At 69.3% G+C, this 14784-nt stretch carries 13 protein-coding genes; 3 read left to right on the top strand and 10 right to left on the bottom strand.

Translation table 11 applies throughout. The features are described from left to right. Nucleotides 1-44: 44 nt before the first annotated feature. Nucleotides 45-851 (bottom strand): IclR family transcriptional regulator, encoded by an 807-nt coding sequence (locus ABI214_RS23915; protein WP_348604907.1) that lies wholly within the window; start codon nt 849-851, stop codon nt 45-47. Continuing rightward, nucleotides 848-2131, bottom strand: a complete 1284-nt coding sequence (locus ABI214_RS23910; protein WP_348604906.1) for a M20 family metallopeptidase — start codon at nt 2129-2131, stop codon at nt 848-850. Before ABI214_RS23910 ends, ABI214_RS23915 begins: the two co-directional genes overlap by 4 nt. A gap of 333 nt (nt 2132-2464) precedes the next feature. Between ABI214_RS23910 and ABI214_RS23905 the strand changes: the two genes are divergently transcribed. Beyond that, nucleotides 2465-3766 (top strand): aspartate aminotransferase family protein, encoded by a 1302-nt coding sequence (locus ABI214_RS23905; protein WP_348604905.1) that lies wholly within the window; start codon nt 2465-2467, stop codon nt 3764-3766. 81 nt (nt 3767-3847) lie between these two features. On the opposite strand, the gene ABI214_RS23900 is transcribed toward ABI214_RS23905, so the two are convergent. Next, the gene (locus ABI214_RS23900; protein ID WP_348604904.1) at nt 3848-5119 is read right to left on the bottom strand and encodes an NAD(P)/FAD-dependent oxidoreductase; all 1272 of its coding nucleotides are present in this window, start codon (nt 5117-5119) and stop codon (nt 3848-3850) included. A 176-nt stretch (nt 5120-5295) separates the two neighbouring features. On the opposite strand from ABI214_RS23900, the gene ABI214_RS23895 reads away from it, so the two are divergent. Beyond that, a complete protein-coding gene (locus tag ABI214_RS23895; protein WP_348604903.1) occupies nt 5296-6855 on the top strand; it encodes a PucR family transcriptional regulator in 1560 nt (519 codons plus the stop codon). A 37-nt stretch (nt 6856-6892) separates the two neighbouring features. Here the strand turns inward: ABI214_RS23895 and ABI214_RS23890 are convergent, their stop codons facing one another. The 6 genes from ABI214_RS23890 to ABI214_RS23865 all read right to left on the bottom strand — a co-directional run bounded on the left by ABI214_RS23890 (nt 6893) and on the right by ABI214_RS23865 (nt 12282). Next, complete coding sequence (locus tag ABI214_RS23890) at nt 6893-7405, bottom strand: nitroreductase/quinone reductase family protein (protein WP_348604902.1); 513 nt, start codon at nt 7403-7405, stop codon at nt 6893-6895. Between the two features lie 161 nt (nt 7406-7566). Further along, nucleotides 7567-8484, bottom strand: coding sequence for a GTPase Era (era, locus tag ABI214_RS23885; RefSeq protein ID WP_348604901.1), 918 nt, complete (start codon nt 8482-8484; stop codon nt 7567-7569). Between the two features lie 2 nt (nt 8485-8486). Continuing rightward, entirely contained in the window at nt 8487-9812 is a 1326-nt protein-coding gene (locus ABI214_RS23880; protein ID WP_348604900.1) for a hemolysin family protein, read from the bottom strand. A 24-nt stretch (nt 9813-9836) separates the two neighbouring features. Next, nucleotides 9837-10379 (bottom strand): rRNA maturation RNase YbeY, encoded by a 543-nt coding sequence (gene ybeY / locus ABI214_RS23875; protein WP_127914111.1) that lies wholly within the window; start codon nt 10377-10379, stop codon nt 9837-9839. 59 nt (nt 10380-10438) lie between these two features. Next, nucleotides 10439-11530, bottom strand: a complete 1092-nt coding sequence (locus ABI214_RS23870; protein WP_408586383.1) for a PhoH family protein — start codon at nt 11528-11530, stop codon at nt 10439-10441. A gap of 95 nt (nt 11531-11625) precedes the next feature. Further along, nucleotides 11626-12282, bottom strand: a complete 657-nt coding sequence (locus ABI214_RS23865; RefSeq protein ID WP_348604899.1) for a TetR/AcrR family transcriptional regulator — start codon at nt 12280-12282, stop codon at nt 11626-11628. Nucleotides 12283-12418: 136 nt separating this feature from the next. Between ABI214_RS23865 and ABI214_RS23860 the strand changes: the two genes are divergently transcribed. After that, nucleotides 12419-14026, top strand: a complete 1608-nt coding sequence (locus ABI214_RS23860; protein ID WP_408586530.1) for an MFS transporter — start codon at nt 12419-12421, stop codon at nt 14024-14026. On the opposite strand, the gene ABI214_RS23855 is transcribed toward ABI214_RS23860, so the two are convergent. Beyond that, nucleotides 14017-14772, bottom strand: coding sequence for an alpha/beta hydrolase family protein (locus ABI214_RS23855; RefSeq protein ID WP_348604898.1), 756 nt, complete (start codon nt 14770-14772; stop codon nt 14017-14019). The two genes, ABI214_RS23860 and ABI214_RS23855, sit on opposite strands and share 10 nt — an antisense overlap. Between the last annotated feature and the right edge of the window lie 12 nt (nt 14773-14784).

Here is a 14784-nt window from a genome sequence, read left to right as displayed (position 1 = left end):
GGTGATTCGGTAGTAGACGGGTGTCGGCAGCGCGACCGCGCGGGTCAGCGGCCGTCGCCCACCGCGCGCAGCGGTGTGGGCGAGGTGGTGCGAAGGTAGGCCGTGGCCCGGTGCGCGACGTCGCGGACGTGCGTGCTCAGCGAACCGAGATCACGGTTGAATCGGGCGGTCGGCGCCGACACCGCGTAGGCGCCCGACGGCTTGCCGTCGACGTCGAAGAAGGGGGCTGCCACGCAGGACACTCCGACCTCGTACTCCTCGGCATCGATCGCGTAGCCACGCTGGGCCACCAGTTTGAGCTCCGTGGCCAGCGTGTCGTGGTTCGGGATCGTGTTCGGTGTCAGCTGCGTGAAGCTGGTGTCGGGGAGCATCGCGTCGACGTCCCGCGCCGGCAGGTGCGCGAGGATCGCCTTGCACGATGCGCGAGCGTGCATGTTGCCGGTGTACCCCACGTCGAGGTTTCCGACGTTCAGCATGTGCAGCCCGCCGATCCATTCCTGCAGCGTGACCGTGCCGTGGTACCAGCCGGAGATGTACACCGTCTCGCGGGTCAGCCGATGCAGTCGGGACAACAGCGCCGAGAGCGTCGGATCGGGACGGGTGTGATCGGCCACCGTCTTGCTCAGTCGTGCGGCACGACTGCCCACGATGTAGGTGCCCTTGGGCAGCCTCGTGACGAAGCCGTCCTCCTGCAGTGTGCGGAGGATGTGATAGCAGGTGCTGCGGTTGAGATCCAGCTGTCGTGCAAGACTTTTCGCCGACGCCGTGCCATCGGCAGCCGCGATGGCCTCGAGGACCTCCAAGCCCCGGGACAGCGTGCGCAGCGTCGTCCCCTGGTTCGAGGCGGTCACGACGTCGTCCGCGATGCGAGGGCGAGAAGCGTCCGCGCCAACACCTGAGCCGACGCGACGACCTCGTCCTCCTCGATCGACTCGTCCGGGCTGTGCGCGAGCGCCGTATCGCCGGGGCCGTAGATGATCGTGGGGATGCCGCGGGGGCCGTACTGAGCGGCGTCGGTCGCGGCGGTCATCCCCACCAGTGGGGTCGCCGACCGGCGTACAGCGTCGACGCTCTCCCGGACCGCCTGCACGAGAGGCGCGCCGGCATCGGTCTGCCATCCCGGCAACTCGTGCTGCCACACAACCCTGCTCGGTCGCTCGCCCCACCCGGCGTCGGCGTCGACCTTCGCCACCAGTGCCTCGATCCGCGCACGCATCTCGTCGAGGTCCTCGCCGGCGGCCACTCCCCAGCGACCGGCCATCTCGGCGGTATCGGGCACTGCCGCCCGCCAGGTCCCCGCGCGCACGGTTCCCATGACGAACGGGACGGGGGTGGGGATGTCCGCGAAGTACTCGTTCCGGTGCACCTCCGCCCGGGCGTCCGCGAGGTCGGAGAGCGCGGAGTGGATACGCATCAGGTGCAGGAAGGCGTCCTGGCCGCGCCACGGTGCCGACGTGTGGGCCGAGACCCCGTCGATCTCGACGCGGAAGAAGAGCAGCCCGGTTCCCGCCGGTGCCGCCACTCCGCCCGTCGGTTCGAGAACCACGGCCGCGGCCGGCCGCTCGATCCGCTCGAAAGCGGCGCGGGTGCCGATGCCCGTCGTCTCCTCGGCGATGACCAACTGGACGGCAACGTCGAAGGGCAGTTCCACGTCCAGGTTTCGCAGCGCCTGCAGCGCGAAGACGCCGGATGCGATGGGTCCCTTCGTGTCGACCGATCCACGCCCGTGAACGCGTCCGCCGCGGCGCAGCCCGCTGAAGGGCGGCAACGTCCACGATTCGACGTCACCCGGCGGCACGACGTCGATGTGCCCGTTCAGTACGACGGTCGGCGCGTCCTCGCGGGGCGGGCGGGGCCACGCGACGATGTTGCACCGGTGGTCGAGCCGCGGCTCCGTGGCCGGATCAGCGCCGCGGCCTGCCGCGGTCAGGTGCAGATGCTGCGTCTCGTGGATCCAGCCGTTCGCGTCGAACCAGCCGGCGAGGAAACCGTGGATCGTGTCTTCGTCGCCGCTGACACTGGGGCACCGCACGGCGCTGGAGAGGAACTCGAGCATCGGCTCCCTCAGCTCCTCGACCGCCTCCTGCAGCCCGCTCACCGCCGGTTCGGTGGCTTCGGTCGTCCGGGTCATCGCAACACCTCGTTCGGTCATCCGTTCGTTCGGTGGACCCACGATGAACTCCGAGCGATGGTTGGGCAACGAGGAAGCCGATCGAGTGTCACTATATGAACTTTCGCCCGGACCGACCACTCCGATCGGCGTCGAAGCCCCTGCCGAGCAGGCATACGTACCGGTCAGTCCAGAACGTGACCCGGGATCGCCCGCACGAAATTTCAGATAGCCGGACGCGGCGCCGAGCGATCTCGATCACGATTCCGATCGGCCCTATCGTGACGCGCCTAGGCAACCGCGCCGCGGGGCACCGATCCGCGGTTCCCCACAACCCTTGGCAGGAGCTTCAGAATGACCGAGGCCACGCTGTACGACCGGCACCGTTCCGTCATGCCCGAGTGGATGTCCCTGTACTACGAGGATCCCCTCGAAATCGTCTCGGGGAAGGGACGTCACGTCGTCGGAGGGGACGGACGCACCTATCTCGACTTCTTCGGCGGTCTGCTCGCGACCATGGTCGGCCACGACATCCCCGAGATCACCGAGGCGATCCGCGCCCAGGCGGGACGCATCATGCACTCCTCGACGCTCTATCTGATCCGCGCCCAGGTGGAGCTCGCGGAGAAGATCGCGGCACGCGCGCCGATCGACGATCCGCGCGTCTTCTTCGTCAACTCGGGATCGGAAGCCGTCGAGACGGCCTTCCTCCTCACCAGTTGTGCGCAGTCCTCGAACCAGGTGATCGCGCTGCGGGGTAGCTACCACGGTCGGTCGTTCGGCACCGTCGCGGCGACCGGGATCCGAGGATGGTCGGCCACGTCGCTCAGTCCGTTGCAGGTGACGTACGCGCACAGCGGGTACAAGTATCGGAGCCCGTTCGGGCATCTGGACGACGACGCCTACACCGCCGCGTGCGCCGACGAACTCCGCACGATGATCGAGACGTCCACCTCGGGGAACGTGGCCTGTTTCATTGCCGAACCGGTGCAGGGGGCAGGCGGTTTCGCGACTCCCCCGGACGGGTTCTTCCTGGCGATGCAAGAGGTGTTGCGAGAGTACGAGATTCCGTTCGTCTCCGACGAGGTGCAGTCGGGTTGGGGACGGACCGGCAGGTCCTGGTTCGGAATCGAGCACTACGGCGTCCGCCCTCAGGCGATCACGTTCGCGAAGGGGTTGGCGAACGGCATGAGCATCGGCGGAGTCGTTGCCGAGGAGTCACTGATGAACTCGCTGACCGCGAACTCGATCTCCACGGCCGGCGGCAATCCGATGGCGATGGCTGCCGGGAACGCGGTACTGGACTACATCGAAGACCACGACCTGCAGTCCAACGCGGACCGCGTCGGCGCGCTGCTCTCCGACGGTCTGCGGGCTATCGGCGCGCGGTGCCCACTGGTCGGTGAGGTCCGCGGCGTCGGGTTGATGATCGGGGTCGAGCTCGTGCTGCCCGGCACCAAGACGCCCGCGGTGCCGGCAACCACGGCCGTCCTGGCCGAGGCACGGGCCGCGGGCCTCCTCATCGGGCGGGGCGGATTGCACGGCAACGTCCTTCGCGTGACGCCGCCGATGACGGTCACCACCGAGGAGGCCGCCGAGGCGCTCGCGACACTGGAGACCGTCCTGATGAAGGTGTCGGCCGCGGTCGACGCGTGACCGTGCGATACCGGGACGGGCCGCAGGACCTGGCACCGCGAATTGGTCCATGCAACCCGTGACAACAGGCATCGGCCTCCGCTACCGCCATGATCTCCGGCGCAGTGGATCGAACGCAGCCAGTTCGGGGGCCACCCGCCCGGTCACGATGCCGTCGGCGAGCAGGCGCCCTGTGGCCGGGCCGAGCGTGATCCCCCACATCCCGTGGCCACCGGCGACGTACACCCGCGGAGAACGAGTGACGCCGATAAGCGGCAGGCCGTCCGGTGTACACGGTCGGGACCCCACCCATTCGTCTCGTCGGTCGTCCAGGTCCGCCCCACGCAGCAATGGACGGGCGGCCTCCACGATCGCCTCGATCCGCCGTCGATCGAGCGGCGCCTCCGGTGAGCGGAACTCCATCATCCCGGCCACCCGAAGCCGGTCCCCGAGCGGTGTGCACGCGACACGCTGCGCCGGAAAGTAGACAGGGCCCGAAGGAACATGCTCGATCGGAACACTGAAGCTGTATCCCCGGCCCGCCTGCACAGGAAGGCCGACGCCGAATCCACGAGCGATGTCGCCCAGCCACGTTCCTGTAGCGAGCACCACCGCGTCGAACGGCCCCTCATCGCCGGTCGAAGTCGAAACACGCACGGCGGCGCCGTCGTCCACCACCGCCGTGACATCGGGGCCTTCGAGAACGAGGCCTCCGCGCTCGCGAACGGCCGCCGCGAGGCTCCCCACGAAACTCGCCGGATCGACGAACCGTTGGCCGTGCAGTCGGATCGCGGCACCGACCCGGTCGGACAGGGACGGCTCCACCTCGCGGGCGTCGTCGCCGGACAGTACGTCGAAGGCGACCTCCTGTCCCGCACCTCGGATGTGCTCGATCTCCTCGAGCAGCACCGCCCGCTCCTGAGCCGTCCGATACGCCGCCAGAAAGGACTTCGCCTCGTGTGTCCTTCCGCCGACGCCGTTCTCCTCGAGAGCGGCGAACGCCGACAGCGCGTGGCGGTTGATCTCGGCCAGCGCAGTCATCGCCGTGCGCCAGCGCGCCGTCGTGCTGTGCAGCGCGAACGAGGCGAGGAAGCGGATCAGGCGCGGGTTCAACGTCGGCGGAACGTAGACGGGCGAGCGCGGGCTGAGCAGGGCCCGGATGCCGTACCGGAGAACCGCCGGCTCCGGCAGTGGGGTGCTGATGCCCGGCGTGATCCACCCGGCATTCCCCCACGATGCGCCCGCCGCCACACCGTCGCGGTCGATCACCGTGACATCGATTCCCCGCTCCTGCAGGAACCAGGCGGTCGACAACCCGACCATTCCCGCACCGACGATCCCGACCCGCCGCGGGGCCGCATGACTGTTGCCCATGTCGTACCTCTCTTCCTCGATCTTCCCAGCCCTTACGAGGATCGACCAGCGGGCGTCGCCCGTCACCGTCACGAAGCGTCAACAACTGCCGCCGAAACAGTGCCGAGAGCACAATCGAATCTTGTTGCTGCCGAGCGGCAATCGGCAACCTGTCCGACAAGGCCCCTGGAGGAAGCATGATCCGCCTGAGCTACCTCATCGAATCCCTGGGCGGTGCCGTGGTGCGCCCGGCGGTGACTGCCCACCGAGATCAGGTCACCGACGTCGTTCTCTACGAGGGTGACCGGATCGAGCCGGGCGGTCGCGGGCACCTGGTGCTCGGACCGGGGATCCACGAGACGTCACGGGCGGTCGACCTCCTGCACAGCGCCGCCCAGGCCGGTTCGTGCGCGGTGGTGTTGCCGGTACCCGCCGCCGCCGAGCCGGACGTGGTGAGTGCGGCCGAATCGCTCGGCGTCGGACTCGTCGAGTTGCTGCCGACGACCTCGTGGACACACCTCGTGTGGCTGATCCGGAGCGTCATCGACCACTCGACCGTCCGTGTCGGCTCCGAGATCAGCGGCGAAAATGTCGACCACGACGCGCTCTTCGGCCTCGCCGACGCCGCGGCCGCGATCGTCGGCGCGCCTGTCACCATCGAGGACGTCCAGTCCCGAGTCCTCGCGCACTCGGAGCTGCAGGACACCGCGGACACCGCTCGGATCTCCACCATCGTCGGACGACGCGTTCCCGAAAACGTGATCCGGCACTTCCGATCTCGCGGGACCTTTCGTCGACTGCACGGCTGCGACGCCCCCATCCGGATCGACTCCGGACCAGAGGGCTTCCTCCCGCGCCTCGTCGTGCCGATCCGTTCCGGTCGGGAACTGCTCGGGTCCATCTGGGTCGTCGAATCCGAACCGGTGTCCGCACATCAACTGCTCGAGCTGACACGCACCGCATCCGTCGTGGCGCTGCACCTGGTTCGGCTGCGCGCCCAGTCCGGGATGGCGCGCCGGATGTCCGCGGACCGCCTTCGCGCGCTTCTGCTCTCGCCCGACGACGGCGTCACCGTTCCCCTTCCGCCGGGACCGTGGCGCGTCGTCGCGCTGGCGAGCGCGCGAAGCGACACCGCTGATACGCAGATCGCGGCGCAGGAGGGGTTCCTCCGTCGGCACGGATGGCTCCAACCACTACTCACGACGCTCGACGACATACCGATCGCGGTCGTCACCGACGCCGGGTCCACGAGGGTCGCCGGGAGTTGGGAATGGTTGCGGACCGCGATCGCCGGCGCGGACCAGGCGAACGCGTCCGCGCTGGCCGGCGGCCCTGCACGCACCCCGGAAGAACTGTCCAGATCCGGTTCGGAGGCACTGGAACTGGTGGCCCTCGCCGGAGTAGGGCGCCTTCATGCTTCGTCGACGACGTTCGAGGAGGCATGGCCCGACATCGCCCTCGCTCGCGCCCGCTCAGCGATCCTGGCAACGCCGTTCGACGTCGGACCGGTGCGGTTGTTGGTCGATCACGACCGTGAGCGCGGATCGGACCTCGTCGCCACGCTCGCCACATACCTCGCTCATTACGGCGAACCCAAGCGCGCCGCTCGGGAACTCCACGTACATCCGAACACCCTGCGCTACCGGATGAGACAGATCATCGATCTCTCCGGACTCGACGTCACGGATCATCGGGTCCGGCTGGCGGCGGCACTCGTGCTCGACTCGACCACCGCCCGCCGACACCGCGGCGCCTGACGCGCCGCAGATCGGTCCTGCGCGCTCGCGCCGCGGGTCAGTCACTGTCGGGTTCGAGGACCATCACCGGGATCCGGCGGCCGGTGGCCCGCTTCTCGTACACCGCCCATGCCGGATAGATCGACAACCCGAGCCTCCACAGCCTCTCCCGTTCCGTCCCCGCCACCTCGTGCGCCCGAACCTCCTGCACCGCACCGCCGGCGACCGAGATCTCGGCCCGCGGGTGAGCGCGCAGGTTGTAGTACCAGGACGGGTTGTCCGCCTGCCCGTAGTTGGAGGCGATGACCACGATCCGGTCGTCGTCGGGCAGCCCGAGCAGCGGGACGGTGCGGCGGACACCGCTGCGCGCGCCCGTCGTCGTGAGCATGACCACCGGCAGACCCGCGAGCATGCTCGTCAGGGTGCGCCGCCCCCCGGTGATCCGGAAGACCGGACGGTCGACGCGGTGCAGGGTGCGCGCGAACAGCCAGGACACCGGCGCCAGGCCGGCAACCGAGCGCAGTCCGCGCTGAATCGGGTTGGCCTGACCATAGGTTCGCGCCTGCGGCATCGGTGTCTCCTCCGGACGGGGCCGTCAGTTCCGGAAGAACCCGAGAGCCGCCCAGGTGTCGAGATGTCATCGTCGCACGCACAGGACACCGCCGCGCCGAAAACGGTCGTGCCGCTCCCCCGATCAGAGGAGCGGCACGACGAAAACGGGCGCGACAGAATCTAGAAGCCGAGGCGACCCAGCTGCTTCGGGTCGCGCTGCCAGTCCTTGGCGACCTTGACGTGCAGTTCCAGGAAGATCTTGACGCCGAGCAGCTTCTCGATCTGCTTGCGCGCCACCGTGCCGACCTCGCGCAGCCGGGCGCCGCCCTTTCCGATCACGATGCCCTTCTGGCTGGGCCGCTCGACGTACAGCAGGGCGTGGACGTCGAGCATCTCGCCCTGCTTCTCGGTGCGCCCCTCGCGTTCGCGGACCTCCTCGATGACGACGGCCAGCGAGTGCGGCAGCTCGTCGCCGAGGCCCTCGAGCGCGGCCTCACGGATCAGCTCGGCCATGAGCGTTTCCTCGGGCTCGTCGGTGAGCTCGCCGTCCGGGTAGAACGCCGGGCCCGGCTCCATCAGCCCGGCCAGGACCTTCACCAGCAGCTCGACCTGCTCGCCGGAGACCGCCGACACCGGGATCACCTCGGCCTCGGGGCCGAGGAGCTTGGAGACCGCCATGAGCTGGGAGACGAGCGCGTCCTTGCTCACCTTGTCGATCTTGGTGACGAGGCCGACGAGCTTGGTCTTGGGCGCCATCTGACGCACCTGCTCGAGAATCCACCGGTCGCCGGGACCGATCTTCTCGTCCGCCGGAATGCACAGGCAGATGACGTCGACCTCGGAGTACGTGTCACGCACCAGGTCGTTGAGACGCTGGCCGAGCAGCGTCCGAGGCCGGTGCAGCCCCGGGGTGTCGACCAGGATCAGCTGGGCGAAATCGCGGTGCACGATGCCGCGGATCGTGTGCCGCGTGGTCTGCGGCCGCGACGACGTGATCGCGATCTTCTCGCCGACCAGCGCGTTCGTCAGCGTCGACTTGCCCGTGTTGGGCCGTCCGACGAAACAGACGAAGCCGGAACGGAATTCGTTGTCGGTCATGTTCACTCCTGGTTCACGTTTCCGTCTTCGTTCATTGCGTCGGCGGCGGCCGACTCCTCGCCGAGCACGCGCTCGACGTACACCGTGCTGATCCGCACGCGGCCGCGCACGTCGGCGCCGCCCTCACCGCGCAGCAGCAGCCCCGCGGCGACGACCTCCGACCCCGGCAGCGGTACGCGCCCGAGTTCGTAGCCGAGCAGCCCTCCGACAGTTTCGACCTCGTCGTTCTCGATCTCGATGTCGAACAGCTCCCCGAGATCCTCGACCGGCAACCGCGCCGAGACCCGGTACGAGCCGTCCCCGAGATCCTCGACCGGCGGGGTCTCGTCGGTGTCGTACTCGTCGGCGATCTCGCCGACGATCTCCTCGATCACGTCCTCGATGGTGACCAGCCCGGCGATGCCGCCGTACTCGTCGACGAGGACGGCCATGTGGTTGCGGTCGCGCTGCATCTCCGCGAGGAGGCTGTCGAGCGGCTTCGAGTCAGGCACGAACACCGCCGGGCGCATCACCTGGGAGACGGTGACGCTGCGGCCGCCGTCGGACGAGTAGTAGGTCTGCTGGACGAGGTCCTTGAGATAGACGACGCCGAGCACGTCGTCGACGTTCTCGCCGATGACCGGGATGCGCGAGTGCCCGCTGCGCACCGCGAGCGACGTGGCCTGGCCGGCGGTCTTGTCGGCCTCGATCCACACCATCTCCGTGCGGGGCACCATGACCTCGCGGGCGGAGGTGTCGCCGAGTTCGAACACCGACTGGATCATCCGGCGTTCCTCGTCGGCCACCACGCCGCGCTCCTGCGCCAGGTCGACCAGCTCACGCAACTCGATCTCGGACGCAAACGGCCCGGCGCGGAAGCCGCGGCCCGGCGTGAGCGCGTTGCCGACCAGGATCAGCAGGCGGCTGACCGGGCTGAGCAGGGAGCCGAGCGCGACCAGCGGCATCGCGGCCGCAAGCGCGATCGAGTAGGCGTGCTGCCGTCCGAGGGTGCGCGGGCCGACGCCGATCGCGACGTAGTCGACGAGCACCATCACCACGATCGTGACGACGACGCCCCACACCGGGCCGATCAACTCGATCAGCGCCCCGGCGAGGAGGACCGCCGCGGCGATCTCGCACAGGATCCGCAGCAGGACCATGAGATTGACGTAGCGGGGGCGGTCGGAGACGATCCGCACCAGCCGCGCCGCGCCGGGACGTTCGTCCTTCGCCAGCTCGTCCACCCGTGCGGGCGAGAGCGTGTTGAGCGCCGAATCGAGGGCCGCGAACAGGCCGCCCAGCGGCACCAGGACGACCGCGAGAACTATGAGGACGACGGCGTCACTCACCGGCCGATCACCGTCCGCCGGATGTCACTGTTCGGCACCGTCGACGAACCCGGTCTTGCCGAGCAGCCGCTGGTCGCGTGCCGCGAGCTCGGCCTCGCGCTCCGCGCGCCGCAGGTCCTCGTACCAGTCCGCCAGCAGCTGGTTCTGCAGGCCGAACATCTCCTTCTCCTCCTCCGGCTCGGCGTGGTCGTAGCCGAGGAGGTGGAGGACACCGTGGACGGTGAGCAGCGCCAGCTCGTGATCGAGCGAGTGGCCGGCCTTCTGCGCCTGATCGGCCGCGAACGACGGACACAGCACGATGTCACCGAGCATCGACGGTCCGGGCTCGGGCGCGTCGGGGCGTCCCCCCGGCTCGAGCTCGTCCATCGGGAACGACATGACGTCCGTCGGGCCGGGCAGGTCCATCCAGCGCATGTGCAGATCGGCCATGGTCGCCGAATCCACCAGCACCATCGACAGTTCCGCCGCGGGGTGGACGTCCATGCGGGCGATCACGAATCGGGCGACGCTGATCAGGTCCTCGTCGGAGACTTCCATCCCCGATTCGTTGGAGATCTCGATGCTCATCTACGTCGCTCTTTCGTCGTTCGCGGGCCGGCCGTAGCCGTGTTGGGGCGGGAACAACCCTACCGCCGGTGCGAACGCGACTGGACCGCTCGCCGCTGCGCACGGTTGCCGAGCGGCAGATCGTCCGCGCGTGACGCCTCGAACCGGTCGTAGGCATCGACGATGTCGGAGACCAGCCGGTGCCGCACGACGTCGCTGCTGTCGAGGATCGCGAAGTGGATGCCGTCGATGTCGTCGAGGATCTCGGTGGCGGCCCGCAGACCCGAGCGGGCCCCGCCGGGCAGGTCGACCTGGGTGATGTCGCCGGTGACGACGATCTTGGAGCCGAAACCCAGACGGGTGAGGAACATCTTCATCTGCTCGGCCGTGGTGTTCTGCGCCTCGTCGAGGATGATGAACGCGTCGTTGAGGGTGCGGCCGCGCATGTACGCGAGCGGCGCAACCTCGATCACGCCGGCCTGCATGAGCTTCGGGATCGCCTCCGGATCCATCATGTCGTGCAGCGCGTCGTGCAGCGGACGCAGATACGGGTCGATCTTCTCGTGCAGCGTGCCCGGCAGGAAGCCCAGCCGCTCGCCCGCCTCGACGGCCGGACGGGTGAGGATGATCCGCGTCACCTGCTTGCTCTGCAGCGCCTGCACGGCCTTCGCCATCGCGAGGTACGTCTTGCCGGTGCCGGCGGGGCCGACACCGAACACGATCGTGTTCTCGTCGATCGCGTCGACGTAGCGCTTCTGGTTGAGCGTCTTGGGTCGGATCGTCTTGCCGCGCCGGGAGAGGATGTCGAGACTCAGCACGTCGGCCGGCGACTCGGAGAGCCCCTGGGTGAGCATGCCCACGGTCCGCCGGACCGCGTCGGGAGTGATCGGCTGATTGCGGCGCACCAGCGCCGTGAGCTGCTCGAAGACCCGTTCGGCCAGCGCGACGTCGGCCGGCGTGCCGGTCAGCGTGACAGCGTTCCCGCGCACGTGGATGTCGGCGTCGAGGACCTTTTCGAGAGCGGTCAGATTCTCGTCGGAGGACCCGAGCAGGGGCGGCACCACCTCGGGCGGGAGTTCCATCGTCGAGCGGACAGTGCGCTCGGCCGGCTGTGCGGGATCCTGCGGGGCGCCGCGGTAACGCGGCGAGCCGTTCTCGACTTGTTCACTCACGTGAGGGCTATGGCCTACTTCCAGGTCCGACGTGTCCGCAACGGGGTTGTCGCGTGCCCAAAGTCTAGCGCCCGACAGCGACACCGCCCACCGAGTTACCCGGCCGAACCCGTGTTCGATTTGCCCGAATCGGCCAGCCATCCCCCGGCCCGCTCGACCACCTCGACGGCGCGCTCGGGGGGCAGGCCCAGCAGGACCAGCCCCGCGGTGGCGAACGTCTCGCCGTGGTCGACGATCGCGCCCCGGTTCGCGTGCTCGAGCAGCGTCAACGTCATCCCCTCGTACATCGCCACCAGCAGATCCGCCGGCAGGTAGTCCGAGAAGACCCCTTCGCGCTGACCACGCTCGACGTTGCCCACGCTCGTCGCCCGCAGCGGCTCGAGGAGATCGTGGATCCTCTCGTCGCCGAGTTCACGCCGGGCGAACGAGAGCAGGATCCGGAACCGGTCGCCGATCGGCCACGTCCGCAGCGCCAGGACCGCCACACCGAGGTCGGGCGCCTCCGGCGCGGGCGGACCCGCGGCGAGGGTCTCGGCGATCGCGGTCGACGCCTCCGCGACGAGCCCCTCGATCAGAGCGTCGCGGTTCGGAAAGTGCGAGTACACGGTCCGCCGCACCACCCCGGCCGCGCGCGCGACGTCGTCCATGCTCGCGTCCGGGTCGGCGGCGAATGCCGAGATCGCGGCCTCGAGGATGCGGGCGCGGTTCGCACGCGCCTGAGCGCGCAGTGGAGGCGTGGTCTCGGAAGTCACCGGTACATCCTCCCCCGGACCCGGGGTGTGATCTACGTCATGCCGTTCTTGCACACCGATGTGCAGATAACTAACTTGCACATCAGTGTGCAATATTCCGGCGGAGTCCACCGGGGTGCAGGGAGGGTTCGAGACGATGACCATGACGCTGTCGCAACTACCGGGGATCGCCAATACCCCCGTCGACCGGATGGACCGGCCGTACCCGCGCCGGTGGGCGGCGCTGGCGGTGCTGTGCCTGAGCCTGCTGATCGTCGTCATGGCGAACACCGCACTCATCGTGGCCGCGCCCGACATGACCCGGGACCTGCGGCTGACGAGTTCGGACCTGCAGTGGGTCATCGACGGCTACACCGTCCCGTACGCGGCGCTGATGCTGCTGTTCGGCGTCGTCGGGGACAAGTACAGCCGTCGCGGCGCGCTGTTCGCCGGACTGGTGGTCTTCGGCGGCGGCGCCGTGTTCGGCAGCCTCGCCGACACCACCACCGCCGTCGTCGCGGCCCGCATGGTCATGGGCGTCGGCGCGGCGATCATCATGCCGGCCACGCTGTCGCTGCTCGTCGCGACGTTCCCCGCCGCCGAACGCGCCCGCGCCATCGCGGCGTGGGCCGCCACCTCCGGTCTCGCGATCGCCCTCGGCCCACTGCTCGCCGGGTGGCTCCTCGAAAGCCGTTCGTGGCACTCCACTTTCCTCATCAACGTGCCGATCGCCGCGTTCGCGATCGTCGCCGCACTGGTGCTGGTGCCGCCGTCGAAGGCGCACGGGCTGGGCCGCATCGACTGGCTCGGCGGACTGCTGTCCGTCGTGACGATCGGGTGCCTGGTGTTCGCGATCATCGACGGCTTCCACTTCGGCTGGGGCACCGGCTCACTCACCGCGGCCGCGATCTCCGTCGTCGGACTCGCGCTGTTCGTCACGTGGGAGCTCCGGCATCCGCAGCCCCTGCTGAACGTGCGCAAGCTCGGCGAGCGCGCCGTCGGCGGGGCGTCGCTCGCGGTGATGCTCGTGTTCCTCGCGGCGTTCGGCGCGATGTTCTTCATCGCCCAGCAGTTCCAGTTCGTGCTCGGGTTCGGCCCCCTCGACACCGGTGTCCGGCTGCTGCCGCTCGCGGCCGCCGTGTCGGTGGGTGCTGCTGCCAGCGCACGCCTCGCCCCGCGCATCGGCACCCGGGCGATCGTCGCCGGCGGCATGCTCGTCGCGGCGGCGGGCATCCTGCTGCTCGCGCGGGTCGACGGCGGCTCCACCTACCTCGACTTCGTCCCGACCCTCGTGCTCCTCGGTGTCGGTGTCGGCCTGGCGGTCTCCCCCGCCACCGACGCGATCATGGGCAGCTTCCCCGATCAGGATCTCGGCGCGGCGGGCGGGCTCAACGACACCGCGATCGAACTCGGCGGCTCGCTGGGCATCGCGATCCTCGGCTCGGTCCTCGCATCGGCCTACAAGGACGGGATCGCGGGCTTCCTCGCGTCGTTGCCGATCCCGAAACTGACCGGGCCGCAAGCGGATCTGGTGGCGCAGGGGTTGCAGGCGTCGGGTGAGTCGGTCGGCGGCGCCGCGATCGTGGCCGAGGAGATGTCGAAGAACATGCTCGCCTCCGCACAGGCCCAGCCGCTGATGGACGCGGCCACCGTCGCCTTCGCCGACGCGATCTCGCGTGCCAGCCTGGTGGGTGGACTGGCGCTCGCGGTCGGCGCGGTGGTGGTCGCGGTCGTCCTGCCCGGCCGCAGAACCGGTCAGGACTGACCGGCGACGAGGACCTCGCGCGAGAGCTTCCAACTGCGCGTGTTCGGGTCGAGGAATGCGAAATGGTCCTCGCCCTCGATCAGGTGCAGTTCCACCGGGTCCCCGGCGGCCCGGGCCGCATCGACGTAGCGGGACGCTACCTTCGCCGGCACCTGCGCGTCCTCGGTGCCGTGGAGGATCACGGCCGGGATCCCGATCGGCACCCGGTGCTGCGGCGACGCCGAGCGGTACAGGTCGGGATCGTCCGCGAACGGGACGCCGAACAGATCCTCGATGTAGCTGACACGACGTCCCCGCTCGGCGGCCGACGCCAGGTCCAGTGCCCCCGCCTGCGACACCACCAGTTCGGGTCGAACCGTCGTATCCCGCTGTCCGGCAAGCCATACCGCGAGCTGACCGCCCGCCGAGTGCCCGACGACGCGCACCCGGTCGAGGTCGAGCGGCACCGGCGACGCCGCGGCGACCGGCCCGGCGATCGCCTCGAGCGCCGCGACGACGTCCGCCGACATCTCCGGCCAGCGTCCGCCCGCGCCGATGCGCCGGTACTCGACGTTCCACACGGCGACCCCGCTGCGGGCGAGTTCGAGCGAGAACGACGTCCCGAGGTTGAGGTGGTACTGCCCGCTCCAGTAGCCGCCGTGGATCACCATGACGACCGGAACAGGCTCGCCCGCAGGGTTTTCCGGAGCGTAGAAGTGTCCGAACTGCTGCGGCTCGGGGCCGTACTCGATACGTGTCCTGGGCATGTCCGTCGCTCC

The organism is Prescottella soli, assembly GCF_040024445.1.
GTDB classification, from domain to species: domain Bacteria; phylum Actinomycetota; class Actinomycetes; order Mycobacteriales; family Mycobacteriaceae; genus Prescottella; species Prescottella soli.
Note: the sequence above shows the minus strand (reverse complement) of the source record. Positions and strands in the feature narration are given on the sequence as shown.